This is a genomic window from Kitasatospora aureofaciens (assembly GCF_001188955.3).
Classification (GTDB): Bacteria; Actinomycetota; Actinomycetes; order Streptomycetales; family Streptomycetaceae; genus Kitasatospora; species Kitasatospora aureofaciens.
In genome coordinates this window covers 705,065-720,814 of the sequence record NZ_JPRF03000001.1, presented here as the reverse complement: position 1 = coordinate 720,814, position 15,750 = coordinate 705,065, and the positions used below count along the sequence as shown (strand labels likewise).

Genomic DNA, 15,750 nt, shown 5'->3' with positions numbered 1-15,750 from the left:
AGTGCAGGAGGAACCCGTGACCAGAGCGGCCACGCTCGCCGAGATCGCGCAGGAGGCCGGAGTCTCCGCGCCGACTGTTTCGAAAGTCCTGAACGGGCGCGCCGACGTCGCGCCGGCCACCCGGGAGCGGGTGGAGGAGCTGCTCCAGCGGTACGGCTACCGGCGGCGGCGCGGCAACCGCCGGGCCAGCCCGCTGCTGGAGCTGGTCTTCCACGAGCTGGAGAGCGCGTGGGCGGTGGAGGTGATCCGGGGCGTCGAGAACGCCGTCCGCGAGGAGGGGCTGAGCATCGTGCTCTCCGAGTCCGCCGAACGGCACGGCCCCGGCCAGTCCTGGGTGGACGGGGTGCTCGCGCGGCGCCCCACCGGTGTGGTCCTGGTGCTGTCCGACCTGGACCGCTCGCTGCGCGAGCAACTGTCCCGCCGGGACGTCCCGTTCGTGGTGCTGGACCCGGCCGGCGACCCCGGGCAGGACGTGCCCGCCGTCGGGACCACCAACTGGGACGGCGGCCTCGCCGCCACCCGGCACCTGCTCGACCTCGGACACCGCCGGATCGGCCTGATCGGCGGCCCCGCCCGGATGATGTGCAGCCGCGCCCGGGCCGACGGCTACCGGGCGGCGCTCGACATGGCGGGCATCCCGTACGACGCGGACCTGGTCCGCGAGGGCTCCTTCCACCACGAGTCCGGACGCCTGCTCGGACTGGAGCTGCTCGGCCTGCCGGAGCGGCCGACCGCCGTGTTCGCCGGGAACGACCTCCAGGCGCTCGGCCTGTACGAGGCCGCCCGCGAGCTGGGGCTGCGCGTTCCGGAGGACCTCAGCGTGGTCGGATTCGACGACCTGCCGCTGGCCCGCTGGGTCGGACCGCCGCTGACCACCGTGCGCCAGCCGCTGACCGAGATGGCCGAGGTGGCGACCCGTCTGGTGATCGACCTGGCCCGCGGGGTGCGGCCCGGCACGCTCCGGGTGGACCTGGCCACCAGTCTGGTCCAGCGCAGCAGCACCGCCCCGCCGCGAACGGCCGTGCCCGGCCAGGTGGAGCGCGGTTGACGGGCGGCCGGGCCGTCCGGCGGTCCGGGCAGTCGAACCCGCCGAGCCGCCCGGGCCGTCGGGCGGCCGGCGGCCGGGCCGGGGACCGCAGAAAGCGGTGCGGCCGGACGGCCGGGGAACCCGGCGCCGTCCGGCCGCACCGCACCGCTCGGTCAGCCGAGGGTCCACTGCTGGTTGCTCCGGCCACTGCAGGTCCACAGCTGTGCCGGGGCGCCGTCGGCGGTGGAGCCGCCGGAGACGTCCAGGCACAGACCGGACTGGACGCCCGTGACGGTGCCGTCGGCGTTCACGTGCCACTGCTGGTTGGCCTGGCCGTTGCACGGCCAGACGACTACCTTGGTGCCGGGCACCGTGCCCTGCCCGGAGGCGTCCAGGCACATCCGGCCGGCACCTCCGTAGACGCTCAGCTGGTCGGCGGCGGTGTGCGTCCAGATCTGGTTGATGCCGCCCCAGCAGCTGTAGAGCTGCACCTGGGTGCCGGCCGTGGTCGAACCGTTCGGCACGTCGAGGCACTTGCCGGCACCGGCCGCGCGCAGCTCGCCCGTCGTGCCGCCACCGCCGCCGGTGCTCGAACCGCCGAGGGCGGAGAGCGTCGCGGCGAAGGCCGGCTTGGGCCGGTCGTTGTCGTCGTACATGGTGGCGGCGCCGTACCCGGGGAAGGTGCCGGGGATCCAGGAGTGCGCGTCGTCCACGCCCCACTGGCTCACGCCCACGCAGCGGGAGACGGCCAGGCAGGCCCGCACCACGGCGGCGTAGTCGGCCGCCTGCTGCTGGAGGGCGCCTCCGGAGGCGGGCAGCTGGATCCGGTCGTCCAGTTCGGTGACGGCCACGTCCAGGCCCAGGTCCGCGAACCGCTGCAGGTTGGCCCGCAGGTCAGTGGGGACCTGACCGACGACGAAGTGGCTCTCGAACCCGATGCCGCCCAGCGGCACGCCCTGGGCGAGCAGCGACCGGGCGAGGCTGTAGAGGGCATCGCTCTTCGCGTTCACGCCCTCGATGTTGTAGTCGTTGATGTAGAGCTTCGCGCCCGGGTCGGCGGCGTGCGCGGTGCGCAGCGCGTCGGCGAGGTAGTCCGGTCCCATCGCCCGGTAGAACGCGTCCGGGACGAGGGAGCCGTCGCCGTTGAACGGCTCGTTGATCACGTCCCAGGCGTAGACCTGCCCCTTGTAGTGGCCGGCCTCCGCGGTGATGTGCGCCTCCATGGCGGAGCGCACCTGGTTCAGCGGCAGGTTCGACATCCAACCGGGGAGCTGGTTCTGCCACACCAAATTGTGACCGCGCACCCGCATGCCGTGCGCCCGGGCGAACTGCACGAGCTGGTCGCCCGGGCCGAAGTCGTAGGAGCCGGGGGCCGGCTCGACAGTCTCCCACTTCATCTCGTTGGTCGGGGTCAGCGCGTCGAACTGCGCCCCGACGACGGCGGTTTCGCCGCCGACACCGAGGTCACCGTCCGACAGGGCGGTGCCGAAGTACCGGCCGTTCGCTTCTGCCGCCGCCTTCAACGTGCTGCCGGCCGCCGCGGCCGGGGTCGTCGCGGCCAGCGCACCGGTCGCGAGCACCAGCGCCAGGACCACCGCGGCGGTCCAGGCATGGTGAATTCCGTTCAGGGTCCTTCGAAGAGACATGGTCGCCCTCCAGCGTCGCTCCAGGGAAGGGGCACACCCGCGCTGACGGCGGGTCATGGCGCACGAGCGATGACGGCGGTGGGGCCGTCGGTTCGGGGAACAGGGGGGAGCGCTGCGGCGACCGTCCGGCAGACGGTGCCCCGGGTGGGTTGCGCCCCGGGCTAGGTAACTCGGAGTGTGCGAGACTCGTCAATACGTGGTTGAAAGTTTCGGCAATGTTTCGGAAATCTCTGCCGACACTCGGGGCACTGGCGACTCGGAGGTTGCCGGGTGTCCAGGCGTTCTGGGCGGGTGCCTTCCCCGGCGCGGCGGCATGTAACTTACAGCCTCTTTTGGGAGCGCTCCCGCGACTATTGACGCCGTTTCTCAGGCCCTGGCTTGATGTGACAGGGGTCGCCATGCCCCTCGTGGGCGCGTTCCCACCCGATTCCGCGACCCCGTCAGGAACCCCCACCCATCGGAAAGGACCCGGACGTGCCTCATCCCGTCCTGCGTCGGCTCCGCACGGCAGCGGCCGCCACGCTGTTCGGCGCCACCGGCCTGCTGCCGAGCATCGGTGCCGCCGCCCCCGCACACGCCGCGCCCGCCCCGGCGGCCGCGGCCGCCGTCCACCTCACCAACCCGTTCGCCGGCGCGACCGGCTACCTCAACCCCGACTTCGCGGCCGAGGTCAAGGCCCAGGCCGCGGCCGACGGCGGCACCCTGGGCGCTCTCGAAACCCAGGTCGCCGCCAACCCCACCGCGGTGTGGATGGACCGCATCGGCGCGATCGCCGGCGACGCCACCCACCTCGGCCTCCAGGCCCACCTCGACCACGCACTCGGCCAGCAGCAGCAGGGCGGCACGCCGGTGGTCTTCCAGGTCGTGATCTACGACCTGCCGGGCCGGGACTGCGCCGCGATCGCCTCCAACGGCGAGCTCCCCGCCACCGCGGCCGGTTTGGCCACCTACGAGGCGCAGTACATCGACCCGATCGCGGCCGTGCTGGCCAACCCGAAGTACGCCGGCCTGCGGATCGCGGCCGTCATCGAGCCGGACTCGCTGCCCAACGCCGTGACCAACCAGTCCAAGCCGACCTGTGCCACCGCCACCCCGTACTACGAGTCGGGCATCGAGTACGCGCTCAACAAGCTGCACGCGATCCCCAACGTGTACGACTACCTGGACATCGGCCACGCGGGCTGGCTCGGCTGGTCCAACAACATGGTCCCGGCGGGCAAGGAGTACGCCAAGGTCGCCCAGGCCACCACGGCCGGGTTCGCCAGCATCGACGGCTTCGTCAGCGACACCGCCAACACCACGCCGCTCACCGAGCCGTACCTCACCGACCCCGACCTGTCGGTCGGCGGCCAGCCGCTCAAGTCGGCGAACTTCTACCAGTACAACCCCGCGTTCGACGAGTACCACTACGACACCGCGATGTACTCCACCCTGGTGTCCAACGGGTTCCCGAGCAGCATCGGCATGCTGGTCGACACCTCGCGCAACGGCTGGGGCGGCTCCGCCCGGCCCACCGCGCTCAACTCCGGCCCCACCACGGTGGACGCGTACGTCGCGGCCAACAAGGTCGACCGGAAGCCCTTCCGCGGCGACTGGTGCAACGTCAACGGCGCGGGCATCGGGGAACGTCCGCAGTCCCTGCCGTACGGTACGGGCAGCCCGATCATCGCGTTCCTCTGGGTCAAGCCGCCAGGCGAGTCGGACGGCGACTACCCCGACGCCTCCCACCCCCACGGCGACCCGCACTGCGACCCGAACGGCACCCAGAGCGACGGCAACGGCAACACCTACCCGACGGACGCCATCCCCGGCAGCAACATCCCGGCCGGACAGTGGTTCCCGGCCCAGTTCCGGCAGTTGGTGCAGAACGCCTACCCCGCGTTCGGCAGCGGCTCCGGCGGCAGCACCGGCCCGAGCGTGCCGAGCGGGCTGACCATCACCGGCACCACCAGCAGCAGCGTGTCGCTCAGCTGGACGGCCTCCACCGACCCGGCAGGCGTGACCGGCTACTCGGTGTACCGGAACGGGGCCAAGGTCGCCACCGTGACCACCACCGGCTACACCGACTCCGGGCTCTCCCCCGCCACCTCCTACCAGTACACCGTCACGGCCCAGGACGCGGCCGGGAACGTCTCCGCCGCCTCGGCCGCGGTGACCGGCACCACGGCGGCGCCGGGCGGGGGCGGTGGCAGCAGCGGCTGCTCCGCCGCCTACGCGGTCGGCAACGACTGGGGCAGCGGCTTCACGGCCGGTGTCACCGTCACCACACCGGCAGTACGGCCACCAAGTCCTGGACGGTCACCTGGACGTGGGGCGGCAACCAGCAGGTCACCAACAGCTGGAACGCCACCACCGCCCAGAGCGGCAGCGCGGTGACGGCCGCCAGCCAGACCTACAACGGCGCGCTGGCGCCCAACGGCACCACCAGCTTCGGCTTCCAGGCGAGCTACTCGGGCGGCAACACCGCTCCGACGCTGACCTGCACCGCCAGCTGACCGCCCCCGGCCGGGGCCGCACCGGCGGCCCCGGCCCCCACCCACGAGGACCCGGCATGCCCCGTACCGCCACACCCCGCACGGCCGCCCTCGCGGCCGCCACCGCCGCGTGCACCGCCCTGGCCGTGCTCCCCCTCACCGCCTCCGCGACCACCTCCTCCCCGACCCCCGCCTCCGGCACCTCCTGCGACGTGAAGTACGCCGTCAACGACTGGGGCAGCGGATTCACCGCCAACCTCACCATCACCGACACCGGCACCCTCCCGATCAACGGCTGGACCCTCGGCTACTCCTACACCGGCAACCAGACCCTCCAGAACGGCTGGAACGGCACCTGGAGCCAGTCCGGACAGGCCGTCACCGTCACCAACCCCGGCTACGCCCCCACCATCGACCCCGGCGCCACCTACACCACCAGCGCCAACTTCTCCTACAACGGCACCAACACCGCCCCCACCGCCTTCACTCTCAACGGCACCCCCTGCGGTCCACGGTCGAGCCCGTCCCCGAGCCCCTCCCCCACACCGACCAGCACCCCGCCGACCACGCCGCCCCCGAACGGGTCCGCCCCGGCCGTGCACGTCGCGGGCAGGACGCTGGCGAAGGCCGACGGCACCCCGATCACCCTGCACGGGGTCGACCGCTCCGGGGCCGAGTTCATGTGCGTCCAGGGCCACGGATTCTTCGACGGCCCGGCCGACCAGGCCTCCGTCACCACGATGAAGTCCTGGCACGTCAACTCCGTCCGGGTGCCGCTCAACGAGGACTGCTGGCTCGGCCATTCCAACGTCGACCCCGCCTACGCCGGTGCGGCCTACATCGGTGCGGTGCGCAGCTACGTCGACCTGCTGGAACGGAACGGCCTCGTGGCGGTCCTGGACCTGCACTGGACCGACGGGGTGTACACCGGACCGTCCGCCGGCTGCCCGGACGCCAACGCCACCTGCCAGAAGCCCATGCCGGACGCGGCCGGTGCCATCCCGTTCTGGACGTCGGTGGCACAGACCTTCAAGGGCGACGACGCGGTGGTCTTCGACCTGTTCAACGAGCCGTACCCGTCACGCGCCACCGGGAGCGAGGACAGCGGCTGGACCTGCTGGCGGGACGGCGGCAGCTGTCCCGGAATCGGCTACCGGGTCGCCGGGATGCAGGCGATGGTCGACGCGGTGCGCTCGACCGGCGCGGACAACGTCCTGATGCTGGGCGGCCAGGAGTACGCCAACGACCTCACCCAGTGGGCCGCGCACCAACCCGCCGACCCGCTGCACAACCTGGCCGCGTCCTGGCACTCGTACAACTTCAACGCCTGCAGCACCACTTCCTGCTGGGACGGCCAGATCGCCCCGCTCACCGCGCAAGTGCCGGTCATCGCCGGTGAGTTCGGCGAGAACGACTGCGCGCACGGCTATCTGGACGCCCTGCTGCCCTGGCTGGACCAGCACGGTGTGTCCTACCTCGCCTGGACGTGGAACACCTGGGACTGCAGCAACGGCCCGGCGCTGATCAGCTCCTACGACGGCACCCCGACGGCCTTCGGCGCCGGATACCGCGCCCACCTGGCCGGCACGTAACGCCGCCGGGCCGTTCCGGTCACGAGGACTCCCGCACCACCAGTTCCGTCGGCAGGACCGTCTGCCGGCGGAACCGGCCCGGCTGAGCGATCTCCTTGAGCAACGACCGGACCATCAACCGCCCCGTCTCCTCGATCGGTTGGCGGACACTGGTGAGCGGCGGCTCGGTGTGCCGGGCCACCACGGAGTCGTCGAAACCCACCACGGCGACGTCCTGCGGCACCCGCCGGCCCGCCTCGCGCAGCGCCTGCAACGCACCCGCCGCCATCAGGTCCGAGGCGCAGAACACCGCGTCCAGACCGGGCCGGCGGGCGAGCAGTTCCCGCATGCCCTCGCGGCCGCCGCGCTCGGTGAAGTCCCCGTGGGCCACGAGCCCCTCGTCCGCCGGCACCGCGGCCTCGGCGAGCGCCTGCCGGTAGCCGGCCAGGCGCGCCGCGGCGCCCTCGATGTCGAGCGGCCCGGTGACGGTCCCGATGGCCGTCCTGCCCCGGGACAGCAGGTGCCGGACGGCCGCACGGGCGCCGCCCGCGTTGTCGGCGTGGACGTAGCTCAGCGTTTCCCGCTCCGAGCGGCGGCCGCCGAGCACGGCGGGCAGTTCCAGTCGCTCCAGGAGCTCGGGGAGCGGATCGTCCTGGTGGACCGAGACCAGGAGGACGCCGTCCACCCGGCGGGCGGTGAGGTAGCGGCTCAGCCGCTCCCGCTCGTGCTCGTCGCGGACCAGCACCAACAGCAGCTGCAGGTCGGAGTCGGCGAGTTCGGCGGAGACTCCGGTGATGATGTCGGAGAAGTAGGGCTCCGAGCTCAGTTTCGCGACGCTCTCCGGGATGACCAGGGCCACCGCGTCGGTGCGGGAGGTGACCAGGGAGCGAGCCGCCTGGTTGGGGACGTAGCCGAGTTCCGCGATGGCCTGTTCCACCGCCGCGCGGGCCTTGGCGCTCACCTTGGACGAGCCGTTGACGACCCGGGAGACGGTGCCCCGGCCCACTCCGGCCCGCGCGGCCACCGCCTCCAGGGTGGGACGGGCAGCGGGCGGCTGCTGCGCGGCTCGACTCATGATCGTTCTCCCGGCGGGCGATGGACGGACGGTGGACGGCGACGACCGCGGCGCGGACGTCCGGACGACACGGTCCGGTAACGGAGCCGTTGCCCGCCCTTGACACGCCTCGCGCGGCGAAGCAATCTTCCCACATCGAGGTGGGAGCGCTCCCATATGCCTTCCCATTCACGTTCCCCCGCATTCGCAAGTACTCGCACTCCCACAGTTCCGAGCACGGCTGCGCGCCGCCCCGGTGGCGCCGCGCAGCCGTGCCCCACCCTGGACAAGGAGATCCGGCCATGCGGAACCCCGGTACCACCCACGGCGGCAGAGCCACCGCCCCCCTCCCCGTGCGCAAGGTCCCCAAGCCGCTGCTGAGCGCCGCGACCGCCGCCCTGGGCGCCCTGCTGGTCGCCGGGTGCAGCAGCGCGGGCTCCGGCTCGGGCGGCGCCGCGGCCTCGGACTCCAAGATCACCCTGACCGTCGGCGACTACGGCACCTTCGGCTACAAGCAGGCCGGCCTGTTCGACGCCTACATGCGGGAGCACCCCGGCATCACCATCGTCGAACACACCGTCGAGCAGGAGACCGACTACTACCCCGCCCTGCAGACCCACCTCGCCTCCGGCAGCGGCCTGGACGACATCCAGGCGGTCGAGGTGGGCCGGATCGCCCAGGTGGTGAAGAAGCAGGCGAACAAGTTCGTCGACCTCGGCAAGGCGGACGGGGTGGACAAGGGCGCCTTCCTGCCCTGGAAGTCGCAGCAGGCCAGCACGACGGACGGCCGCACCATCGGCCTGGGCACCGACATCGGCCCGATGGCGATCTGCTACCGCAAGGACCTGTTCCAGCAGGCCGGACTGCCCACCGACCGCGAGGAGGTGGCCAAGCTCTGGCAGGGCGACTGGGCCAAGTTCGTCGAGACGGGCAAGCAGTACCAGGCCAAGGCACCTGCCGGCACCTTCTTCACCGACTCCGCCGGCGGCCTGTTCAACGCCGTGGTGTCCTCCAGCACCACCCAGTACGACAACGGCAGCGGCCAGCTGGACTACAAGAACAGCCCCAGCGTCAAGAACGCCTGGAACCTGGCGACCGGCGCGGTCCAGGCCGGGATCAGCGCCGGTCTCAAGCAGTTCGACACACCGTGGTACCAGGCGTTCGCCAACTCCAAGTTCGCCACCGTCGCCTGCCCGTCCTGGATGACGGCCATCGTCGCCGACAAGTCCGGGAGCGCCAACAAGGGCAAGTGGGACATCGCCACGGCGCCGGCCGCCGGGAACTGGGGCGGCTCCTTCCTCACCGTACCGAAGGCCGGCAAGCACCAGAAGGAGGCCGAGGCGCTCGCCGCCTGGCTCACCGCACCCGCGCAGCAGGCCAAGGTCTTCACCACGGTCGGCAACCTGCCGTCCAACACCCAGGCGCTGGGCCGGCCGGAGGTGCAGAACGCCCACCTCGACTTCTTCGGCGACACGCCCACCGGCCGGATCTACGCCGCCACCGCGCAGTCCATCCAGCCGACCGTGATCGGCGAGTGGGACGGCCTGGTCAAGGACACCCTCACCAACGGCGCCCTGCTCAGCATCGAGCAGCACCAGAGCGACCCCGCCAAGGCGTGGGGCAACGCGGTCAAGGAGATCGACGACAAGGTCAGCGACTGACGACCGGTCTCCCGCCGTCCGCCCGCCCGGCCCCGCTGCCCCGGCCGGGCCGGGACGGCGCCCCCCTCCAGAGAGGTCCTCACCCATGCTCGACGAGGCCGTCCCGGCCACTCCCCTCGGCAGGCCACGCCCCGCTCCCCCGCCGCCGCGCCCCTGGCGCGCCCGGCTCTACCGGTGGGACCTCAAGGCTTCGCCGTACCTGTACGTCGCGCCGTTCTTCCTCTGCTTCCTCGCCTTCGGACTGTTCCCGCTGCTCTACACCGGCTGGGTCTCGCTGCACAGCGTCGACCTGCAGACCTCCGACCAGATGCAGTGGCGCGGCTTCGACAACTACACCCGGCTGCTCCACGACGACCTGTTCTGGAACGCCCTGCGCAACACCGTCACCGTCGGCCTGCTGTCCACCGTGCCGCAGCTGCTGATGGCCCTCGGTCTGGCGCACCTGCTGAACTACCGCCTGCGCGGCCGCGGCTTCTTCCGGATCGCGATGCTCGCGCCGTACGCCACCTCGATCGCGGCGGCGACCCTGGTGTTCACGCTGCTGTTCGGACGTGACTACGGGATGGTCAACTGGCTGCTGGGCAACCTCGGCCTGGGCCACGTCGACTGGGAGGGCGGCACCTGGACCTCCCAGATCGCCGTCTCCACGATCGTCACCTGGCGCTGGACGGGCTACAACGCCCTGATCTACCTCGCCGCCATGCAGGCCGTCCCGCACGACCTGTACGAGGCGGCGGCGCTCGACGGCGCCAACCGGTGGCAGCAGTTCCGGCACGTCACGGTGCCGACCATCCGGCCCACCATCCTGTTCACCGTCGTGGTCTCCGGCATCGGGGCCACCCAGCTCTTCGGCGAGCCACTGCTGTTCGGCGGCGGAGCGACCGGCCACAGCGGCGGCTCGGCCCACCAGTACCAGACCCTCGGGCTCTACCTGTACGACCAGGGCTGGTACGCCTTCCACCTCGGCCGGGCCGCCGCCGTGGCCTGGGCGATGCTGCTGATCCTGCTGGCCATCGGCGCGCTCAACCTCGCCCTGGTCCGCATCCGCCGCAGCCGGAACGGAGGTTGAGAGCGATGGCCGTCAACCCGGGACGACGGCGCGCGGGAGCCCGCGGCCTCACCGGAGCCGGACCGTTCACGTACGCGGTGCTGATCCTCGTCGCCGTCCTCTCCCTGTTCCCCCTGTACTGGACGCTGGTCGGCGCCTCGACCTCCGGCAGCCGGATCGCGCAGACCCCGCCCCCGCTGCTGCCCGGCGGGAACCTGTGGCACAACCTCGACATCGCCTGGAACCAGGTCCACATGGGCCAGGCACTGCTCAACTCGGTGGTGGTGGCGAGCTGCGTGACCGCCAGCACCGTGCTGTTCGCGACGCTGGCCGGCTTCGCCTTCGCCAAACTGCCCTTCCGGGGCCGCAACGCCCTGCTGAGCCTGGTGGTGGCGACCATGACGGTGCCCGCCCAGCTGAGCGTCATCCCGCTGTACCAGATCATGGCGCGGCTGCACTGGACCGACCGGCTCCAGTCGGTGGTCCTGCCCAACCTGGTGGCCGCGTTCGGGGTGTTCTTCATGCGGCAGTTCCTGTCGGAGGCGTTGCCGATCGAACTGGTCGAGGCCGCCCGGATGGACGGCGCGAGCAGCCTGCGGATCCTGTGGAGCGTGGTGCTGCCGATCGCCCGGCCCGGGATGGCCGTCCTCGGCATGCTGGTCTTCGTCCAGTCCTGGAACGACTTCTTCTGGCCGCTGATCGCACTGAGCCAGAGCAATCCCACCGTGCAGGTCGCGCTGGCCGGGCTCGGCGGCGGATCGTACGACTCCGACCAGACCGTCATCCTCACCGGCGCGCTGCTCGGGACCGCACCGCTGCTGCTGGTGTTCGCCCTGCTGGGCAGGCAGGTCGTCGGCGGCATCACCGCCGGCGCAGTCAAGAACTGATCTTCAGTCGTTGACTTCCTCCCCTCCCTGGAAGGGAGGGGATTCCCCTCAGCCTCGCGGCTGAGCCGCTGCGCGTGTGCGCTGCGGTGGGATGACTTCCTGCTTCATCGACGACTGCCCGCCCGGAGTACTCCGTTGAGGTCTTACACCGTCTCCACAGGCTGCAACCGCCAGTCCGGCGGCCAGGATGTTGCGTGCCGCGTTCACGTCGCGGTCGTGGACTGCTCCGCAGTCGCACGCCCACTCGCGGACGTTGAGGGGCATCTTGTCGCGGATGGTTCCGCAGGCCGAGCACAGCTTGGAGCTGGGGAACCACCGGTCGATGGTCACCAGGTCGCGGCCGTACCACGCGCACTTGTACTCCAGCATGGTCCGCAGCTCGGTCCAGGAAGCGTCCGAGATGGCTCGGGCGAGCTTCTTGTTCTTGAGGAGGTTGCGGACGGTCAGGTCCTCGATCACGACCAATTGGTTTTCGTGGACGAGTCGGGTGGTGAGCTTGTGCAGGAAGTCCCTGCGCCGGTCGGCGATCCTCGCGTGGACGCGGGCGACCTTCGCGCGGGCCTTCTCGCGATTCTTCGAGCCCTTGGCCTTGCGGGCAAATTCCCGCTGGGCCTTGGCCAGACGCTCCCGATCCTTGCGCTCGGACCGGGGGTTGGTGATCTTCTCCCCGGTGGAGAGCGTCACCAGACTGGTGATCCCGGCGTCGATACCCACCGCCGCGCCAAGCGCGGGCAGGGGTTTGACGCCGGGGTCCTCACACAGCATGGAGACGAACCAGCGCCCCGCCGCATCCCTGGACACGGTCACAGTGGACGGCGACTGCCCTTCGGGCAGGAGACGCGACCACACGATACGCAGCGGCTCCGCCATCTTCGCCAGTGTCAGTTGACCGTCGCGGTACCGGAATGCGCTGGTGGCGTACTCGGCGCTGTCGCGGGACTTCTTCTTCGACTTGAACCGGGGGTACCTCGCCCGCTTCTGCCAGAAGTTGGAGAACGCCCCTTGCAGGTGCCGGAGAGTCTGCTGGAGCGGCACGGAGGAGACCTCATTGAGGAACGCCAGCTCCTCGGTCTTCTTCCACGCCGTCAGCATCGCGGACGTGGCGTTGTAGTTCACCCGCTCCTGCCGCATCGTCCACGCCTCGGACCGGGCATGCAACGCCATGTTGTAGACGAGCCGCACACACCCGAACGTGCGCGACAGCTCAGCCGCCTGCGCATCGGTCGGATAGAAGCGGAACTTGAAGGCCCGCTTCACCTGAGTGGTCGTCATGGATCGCACACCAGCGCCAATCTTTGTGACCATCTGCGGCTGATCAACCTACCGAGACACCGGTTCGCCCTGGCGGCGAAACGGCTATCCCTGCCCCGCTACGCGGGAGCTTCGTTTCTCCCCCGCAAGCGGGAGGTACCCCCACCCCCGGCTGAGGCCGGGGGTATCCACGAAGGAGTCCTGATGAACCCGCGAGAAACGAAGAAGCCGGCGATGACTTCCGCACGGACCGGGTCGGCCCCGGTCGACGCCTCCCCCTCCGCCTTCCCCCCCGGTTTTCTCTGGGGAGCCGCGACGGCGGCCTACCAGATCGAGGGAGCCGTCGACGTCGGCGGCCGGACCCCCTCGATCTGGGACACCTTCAGCCGCACCCCGGGCCGGACGGCCGGTGGCGACACCGGTGACCGCGCCACCGAGCACTACCGCCGCTACCGGCAGGACGTCCGGCTGATGAGCGAACTGGGCCTGGGCGCCTACCGGTTCTCGGTGTCCTGGCCCCGGGTCCAGCCGACCGGCCGGGGGCCGGCCGTCGAACCGGGCCTGGACTTCTACCGGCGCCTGGTGGACGAGCTGCTGGAGCACGGCATCCAGCCCGCCCTGACGCTCTACCACTGGGACCTGCCACAGGACCTGGAGGACCTCGGGGGCTGGCCGGCCCGCAGCACCGCGGAGCGGTTCGCGGACTACGCCGCGCTGGTGGCCGATGCCCTCGGCGACCGGGTCGGCATCTGGACCACCCTCAACGAACCCTGGTGCTCGGCCTTCCTCGGTTACGGCTCAGGGGTGCACGCCCCGGGCCGCACCGACTGGACCGCCGCCCTGCGCGCGGCCCACCACCTCAACCTCGGCCACGGACTCGCGGTCGAGGCGCTGCGCACGGTGCTGCCCCGGGACGCGCGGATCGCGGTGTCGCTCAACCTGCACGAGGTGCGACCGCTCACCGCGTCCGCGGCGGACCGCGAGGCCGCCCGCCGGATCGACGCGGTGGGCAACCGGGTCTTCACCGGACCGATGCTGAACGGCGCCTACCCCGACGACCTGCTCGCCGACACGGAACACCTGGTCGACTGGCAGGCCCTGGTCCACGACGGCGACCCGGCCACGATCGCCCGGCCGGTCGACCTGCTCGGCGTCAACTACTACACTCCGACGGTGGTTTCGGCCCTGCCGCACGGGCAGGACCCGGACCCGGCGACCGCGGGCGAGGCGGGTCACGGCGACGGTGCCCAGTCCCCATTCGCCGGCTGTGCCGACGTGCTCTTCCACCGCGCGCCCGGCCCGCGGACCGTCATGGGCTGGCCGATCGACCCGTCCGGCCTGACCGACCTGCTGCTGCGCCTCCACCGCGAACATCCCGGGCTGCCGCTGATGGTCACCGAGAACGGTGCCGCCTTCGACGACCGGCTGACGCCGGAGGGCACGGTGCACGACCCTCAGCGCATCGACTACCTGCGCGGACACCTCGACGCCGTCCGGCGGGCGATCGCCGCCGGAGCGGACGTGCGGGGCTACTTCCTCTGGTCGCTGATGGACAACTTCGAGTGGGCGTGGGGCTACGGAAAGCGGTTCGGTCTGTACCACGTGGACTACGCCACCCAGACCCGGACCGCCAAGGACAGTGCCCGCTGGTACGCGGAGGTGATCCGCCGGAACACGCTGCCTGACCTGCCCGGGTGAGGGTGCCGGATCCCTTGACGCAGACCGTTCAACCCTCCAAGCTGGCAGCCGGTGGGTGGACCGGCGCAGGACGGGTTCGGGGTGCGGTTCCCGTGTCGAGGATCGATCCAGGACGGCCCCCATGCCCCAGCCCTTGCGCAGCAACGACCCCGCTCCGACACTGGCCGAGGTCGCCCGGCGCGCCGGTGTCTCCACCGCGACCGCCTCCCGGGTGCTGAATCGTTCCGCCCCGGTTTCCACCGACGTGGCGGCCCGGGTGGAACGGGCCGCCCGCGAGTTGGCGTACGTCCGCCTCCGGGCGGCCAGTGCCCGGGAGACCGGCGTGGTGGCCGTCGTGGTCTTCGCCGATCCGGCGCAGTACCACGCCGACGCCTTCCCGGTGCGGCTGCTGTCCGGGCTGCGGCGCTCCCTGCCGGGCGCAGAGCGGGAGCTGGCCGTCTTCACGGTGCCGAGACGCTCCCGGCGGCCACCGCTGGTGCGCTACCTGTGCGGTGGTCACGTCGACGGCGTGTTGCTGGTCGGCCCCTGGGGGGACACCGCGCTCGTCAGGCTGCTGCACGCGGCCAGGGTGCCCGTGGTGTCGCTGGGCCGGCCGCCGGAGCCGGGCACCGTGGCGTTCGTGGACGCGGACAACCTCGCCGGCGCCACGGACGCGGTACGGCGGCTGTGCGCGTCCGGGCGCCGCTCGGTGGCCACCATCGCCGGACCGCCGGACACCGCCGCCGGCGCGGACCGGCTGGCCGGCTACCGCCAGGTGATGGCCGCGGTAGCGGCGGTACGGCCCGCCGTGGCCTACGGCGACTTCAGCAGCGCCTCCGGTGAGCACGCGATGCAGCGGCTGCTGGACCAGCGCCCCGAGGTGAACGCGGTGTTCGCCGCCTCCGACCAGATGGCCGCGGGCGCCCTGCGGACCCTGCGGCGGCGCGGCCTGCGGGTGCCGGAGGACGTCGCGCTGATCGGCTTCGACGACGCCCCCGTCGCGGCGCGCTGCCGACCTGGCCTGACCACCGTCCGCCAGCCGGTGGAGGAACTCGGCTCGCGCGCCATGGAGTTGCTGCTGGGGAACCCGGCGCGCGGCGAATCGGTGGTGCTCCCCACACGGCTGGTCGTCCGGGCATCGGGCTGAGCGCACCGCGGAGCGGTCACTCGCATGCGGTCCGAAACTTTCGAGCCGCCGACTCCCGCAACTCACTGGCCGCGCTGCCGGGAACGGCAGGTTCCCGTCGGACTCTTCGGCCACCAGGGGCTTGACCATTGCCTTTGGAGGAAGAGGCGGGGCGGCGCCCTCGCCGACTCTTTCGCCCTCTCGGCCGCAAGAGTTGACAGCTTGTCGGGGGCAGGCCAACACTGTCGCCGTCGACACCTGTGCACGGCCGTGGCCCCGGATCCGGGTCGCATGCGCGTGCCGCCGGCCACCTTTCGCCGTTCGCCGG

11 protein-coding genes and 1 pseudogene are annotated in these 15,750 nt (G+C 71.6%); 9 read left to right on the top strand and 3 right to left on the bottom strand.

Going from position 1 to position 15,750, the window contains the following annotated elements:
- Positions 1–16: 16 nt before the first annotated feature.
- Positions 17–1,048 carry a LacI family DNA-binding transcriptional regulator gene (locus HS99_RS03100; RefSeq protein WP_232790636.1) on the top strand — a complete coding sequence of 344 codons (1,032 nt, stop codon included), beginning with the start codon at positions 17–19 and terminating at the stop codon, positions 1,046–1,048.
- A 152-nt stretch (positions 1,049–1,200) separates the two neighbouring features.
- Here HS99_RS03100 and HS99_RS03095 read toward each other — a convergent pair whose 3' ends face one another.
- Positions 1,201–2,673: an endo-1,4-beta-xylanase gene (locus HS99_RS03095; RefSeq protein ID WP_046385612.1), complete on the bottom strand. Its 1,473-nt coding sequence runs from the start codon at positions 2,671–2,673 to the stop codon at positions 1,201–1,203.
- Positions 2,674–3,147: 474 nt separating this feature from the next.
- Between HS99_RS03095 and HS99_RS03090 the strand changes: the two are divergent.
- From HS99_RS03090 to HS99_RS03085, 3 genes and pseudogenes are all read left to right on the top strand, one after another.
- A pseudogene (locus HS99_RS03090) lies at positions 3,148–4,770 on the top strand (glycoside hydrolase family 6 protein); the annotation flags it as partial.
- 101 nt (positions 4,771–4,871) lie between these two features.
- A complete protein-coding gene (locus HS99_RS48315) occupies positions 4,872–5,168 on the top strand; it encodes a cellulose binding domain-containing protein (protein WP_234344513.1) in 297 nt (98 codons plus the stop codon).
- Between the two features lie 56 nt (positions 5,169–5,224).
- A complete protein-coding gene (locus HS99_RS03085; protein ID WP_030550397.1) occupies positions 5,225–6,739 on the top strand; it encodes a cellulase family glycosylhydrolase in 1,515 nt (504 codons plus the stop codon).
- Positions 6,740–6,758: 19 nt separating this feature from the next.
- Here HS99_RS03085 and HS99_RS03080 read toward each other — a convergent pair whose 3' ends face one another.
- Positions 6,759–7,793 (bottom strand): LacI family DNA-binding transcriptional regulator, encoded by a 1,035-nt coding sequence (locus tag HS99_RS03080; RefSeq protein ID WP_030550395.1) that lies wholly within the window; start codon positions 7,791–7,793, stop codon positions 6,759–6,761.
- A 281-nt stretch (positions 7,794–8,074) separates the two neighbouring features.
- Between HS99_RS03080 and HS99_RS03075 the strand changes: the two genes are divergently transcribed.
- The 3 genes from HS99_RS03075 to HS99_RS03065 all read left to right on the top strand — a co-directional run bounded on the left by HS99_RS03075 (position 8,075) and on the right by HS99_RS03065 (position 11,368).
- A complete protein-coding gene (locus HS99_RS03075) occupies positions 8,075–9,433 on the top strand; it encodes an ABC transporter substrate-binding protein (protein ID WP_078938908.1) in 1,359 nt (452 codons plus the stop codon).
- An 85-nt stretch (positions 9,434–9,518) separates the two neighbouring features.
- A complete protein-coding gene (locus HS99_RS03070) occupies positions 9,519–10,502 on the top strand; it encodes a carbohydrate ABC transporter permease (RefSeq protein WP_046386654.1) in 984 nt (327 codons plus the stop codon).
- A 5-nt stretch (positions 10,503–10,507) separates the two neighbouring features.
- A complete protein-coding gene (locus tag HS99_RS03065) occupies positions 10,508–11,368 on the top strand; it encodes a carbohydrate ABC transporter permease (protein WP_030550388.1) in 861 nt (286 codons plus the stop codon).
- Positions 11,369–11,416: 48 nt separating this feature from the next.
- Here the strand turns inward: HS99_RS03065 and HS99_RS03060 are convergent, their stop codons facing one another.
- Complete coding sequence (locus tag HS99_RS03060; protein WP_030279308.1) at positions 11,417–12,640, bottom strand: RNA-guided endonuclease InsQ/TnpB family protein; 1,224 nt, start codon at positions 12,638–12,640, stop codon at positions 11,417–11,419.
- Between the two features lie 213 nt (positions 12,641–12,853).
- Here HS99_RS03060 and HS99_RS03055 point away from each other — a divergent pair, with 213 nt between their 5' ends.
- On the top strand, positions 12,854–14,317 hold the full coding sequence (locus HS99_RS03055; protein ID WP_030550386.1) for a glycoside hydrolase family 1 protein: 1,464 nt from the start codon (positions 12,854–12,856) through the stop codon (positions 14,315–14,317).
- A gap of 121 nt (positions 14,318–14,438) precedes the next feature.
- A complete protein-coding gene (locus HS99_RS03050) occupies positions 14,439–15,443 on the top strand; it encodes a LacI family DNA-binding transcriptional regulator (RefSeq protein ID WP_030279304.1) in 1,005 nt (334 codons plus the stop codon).
- Positions 15,444–15,750: the final 307 nt, after the last annotated feature.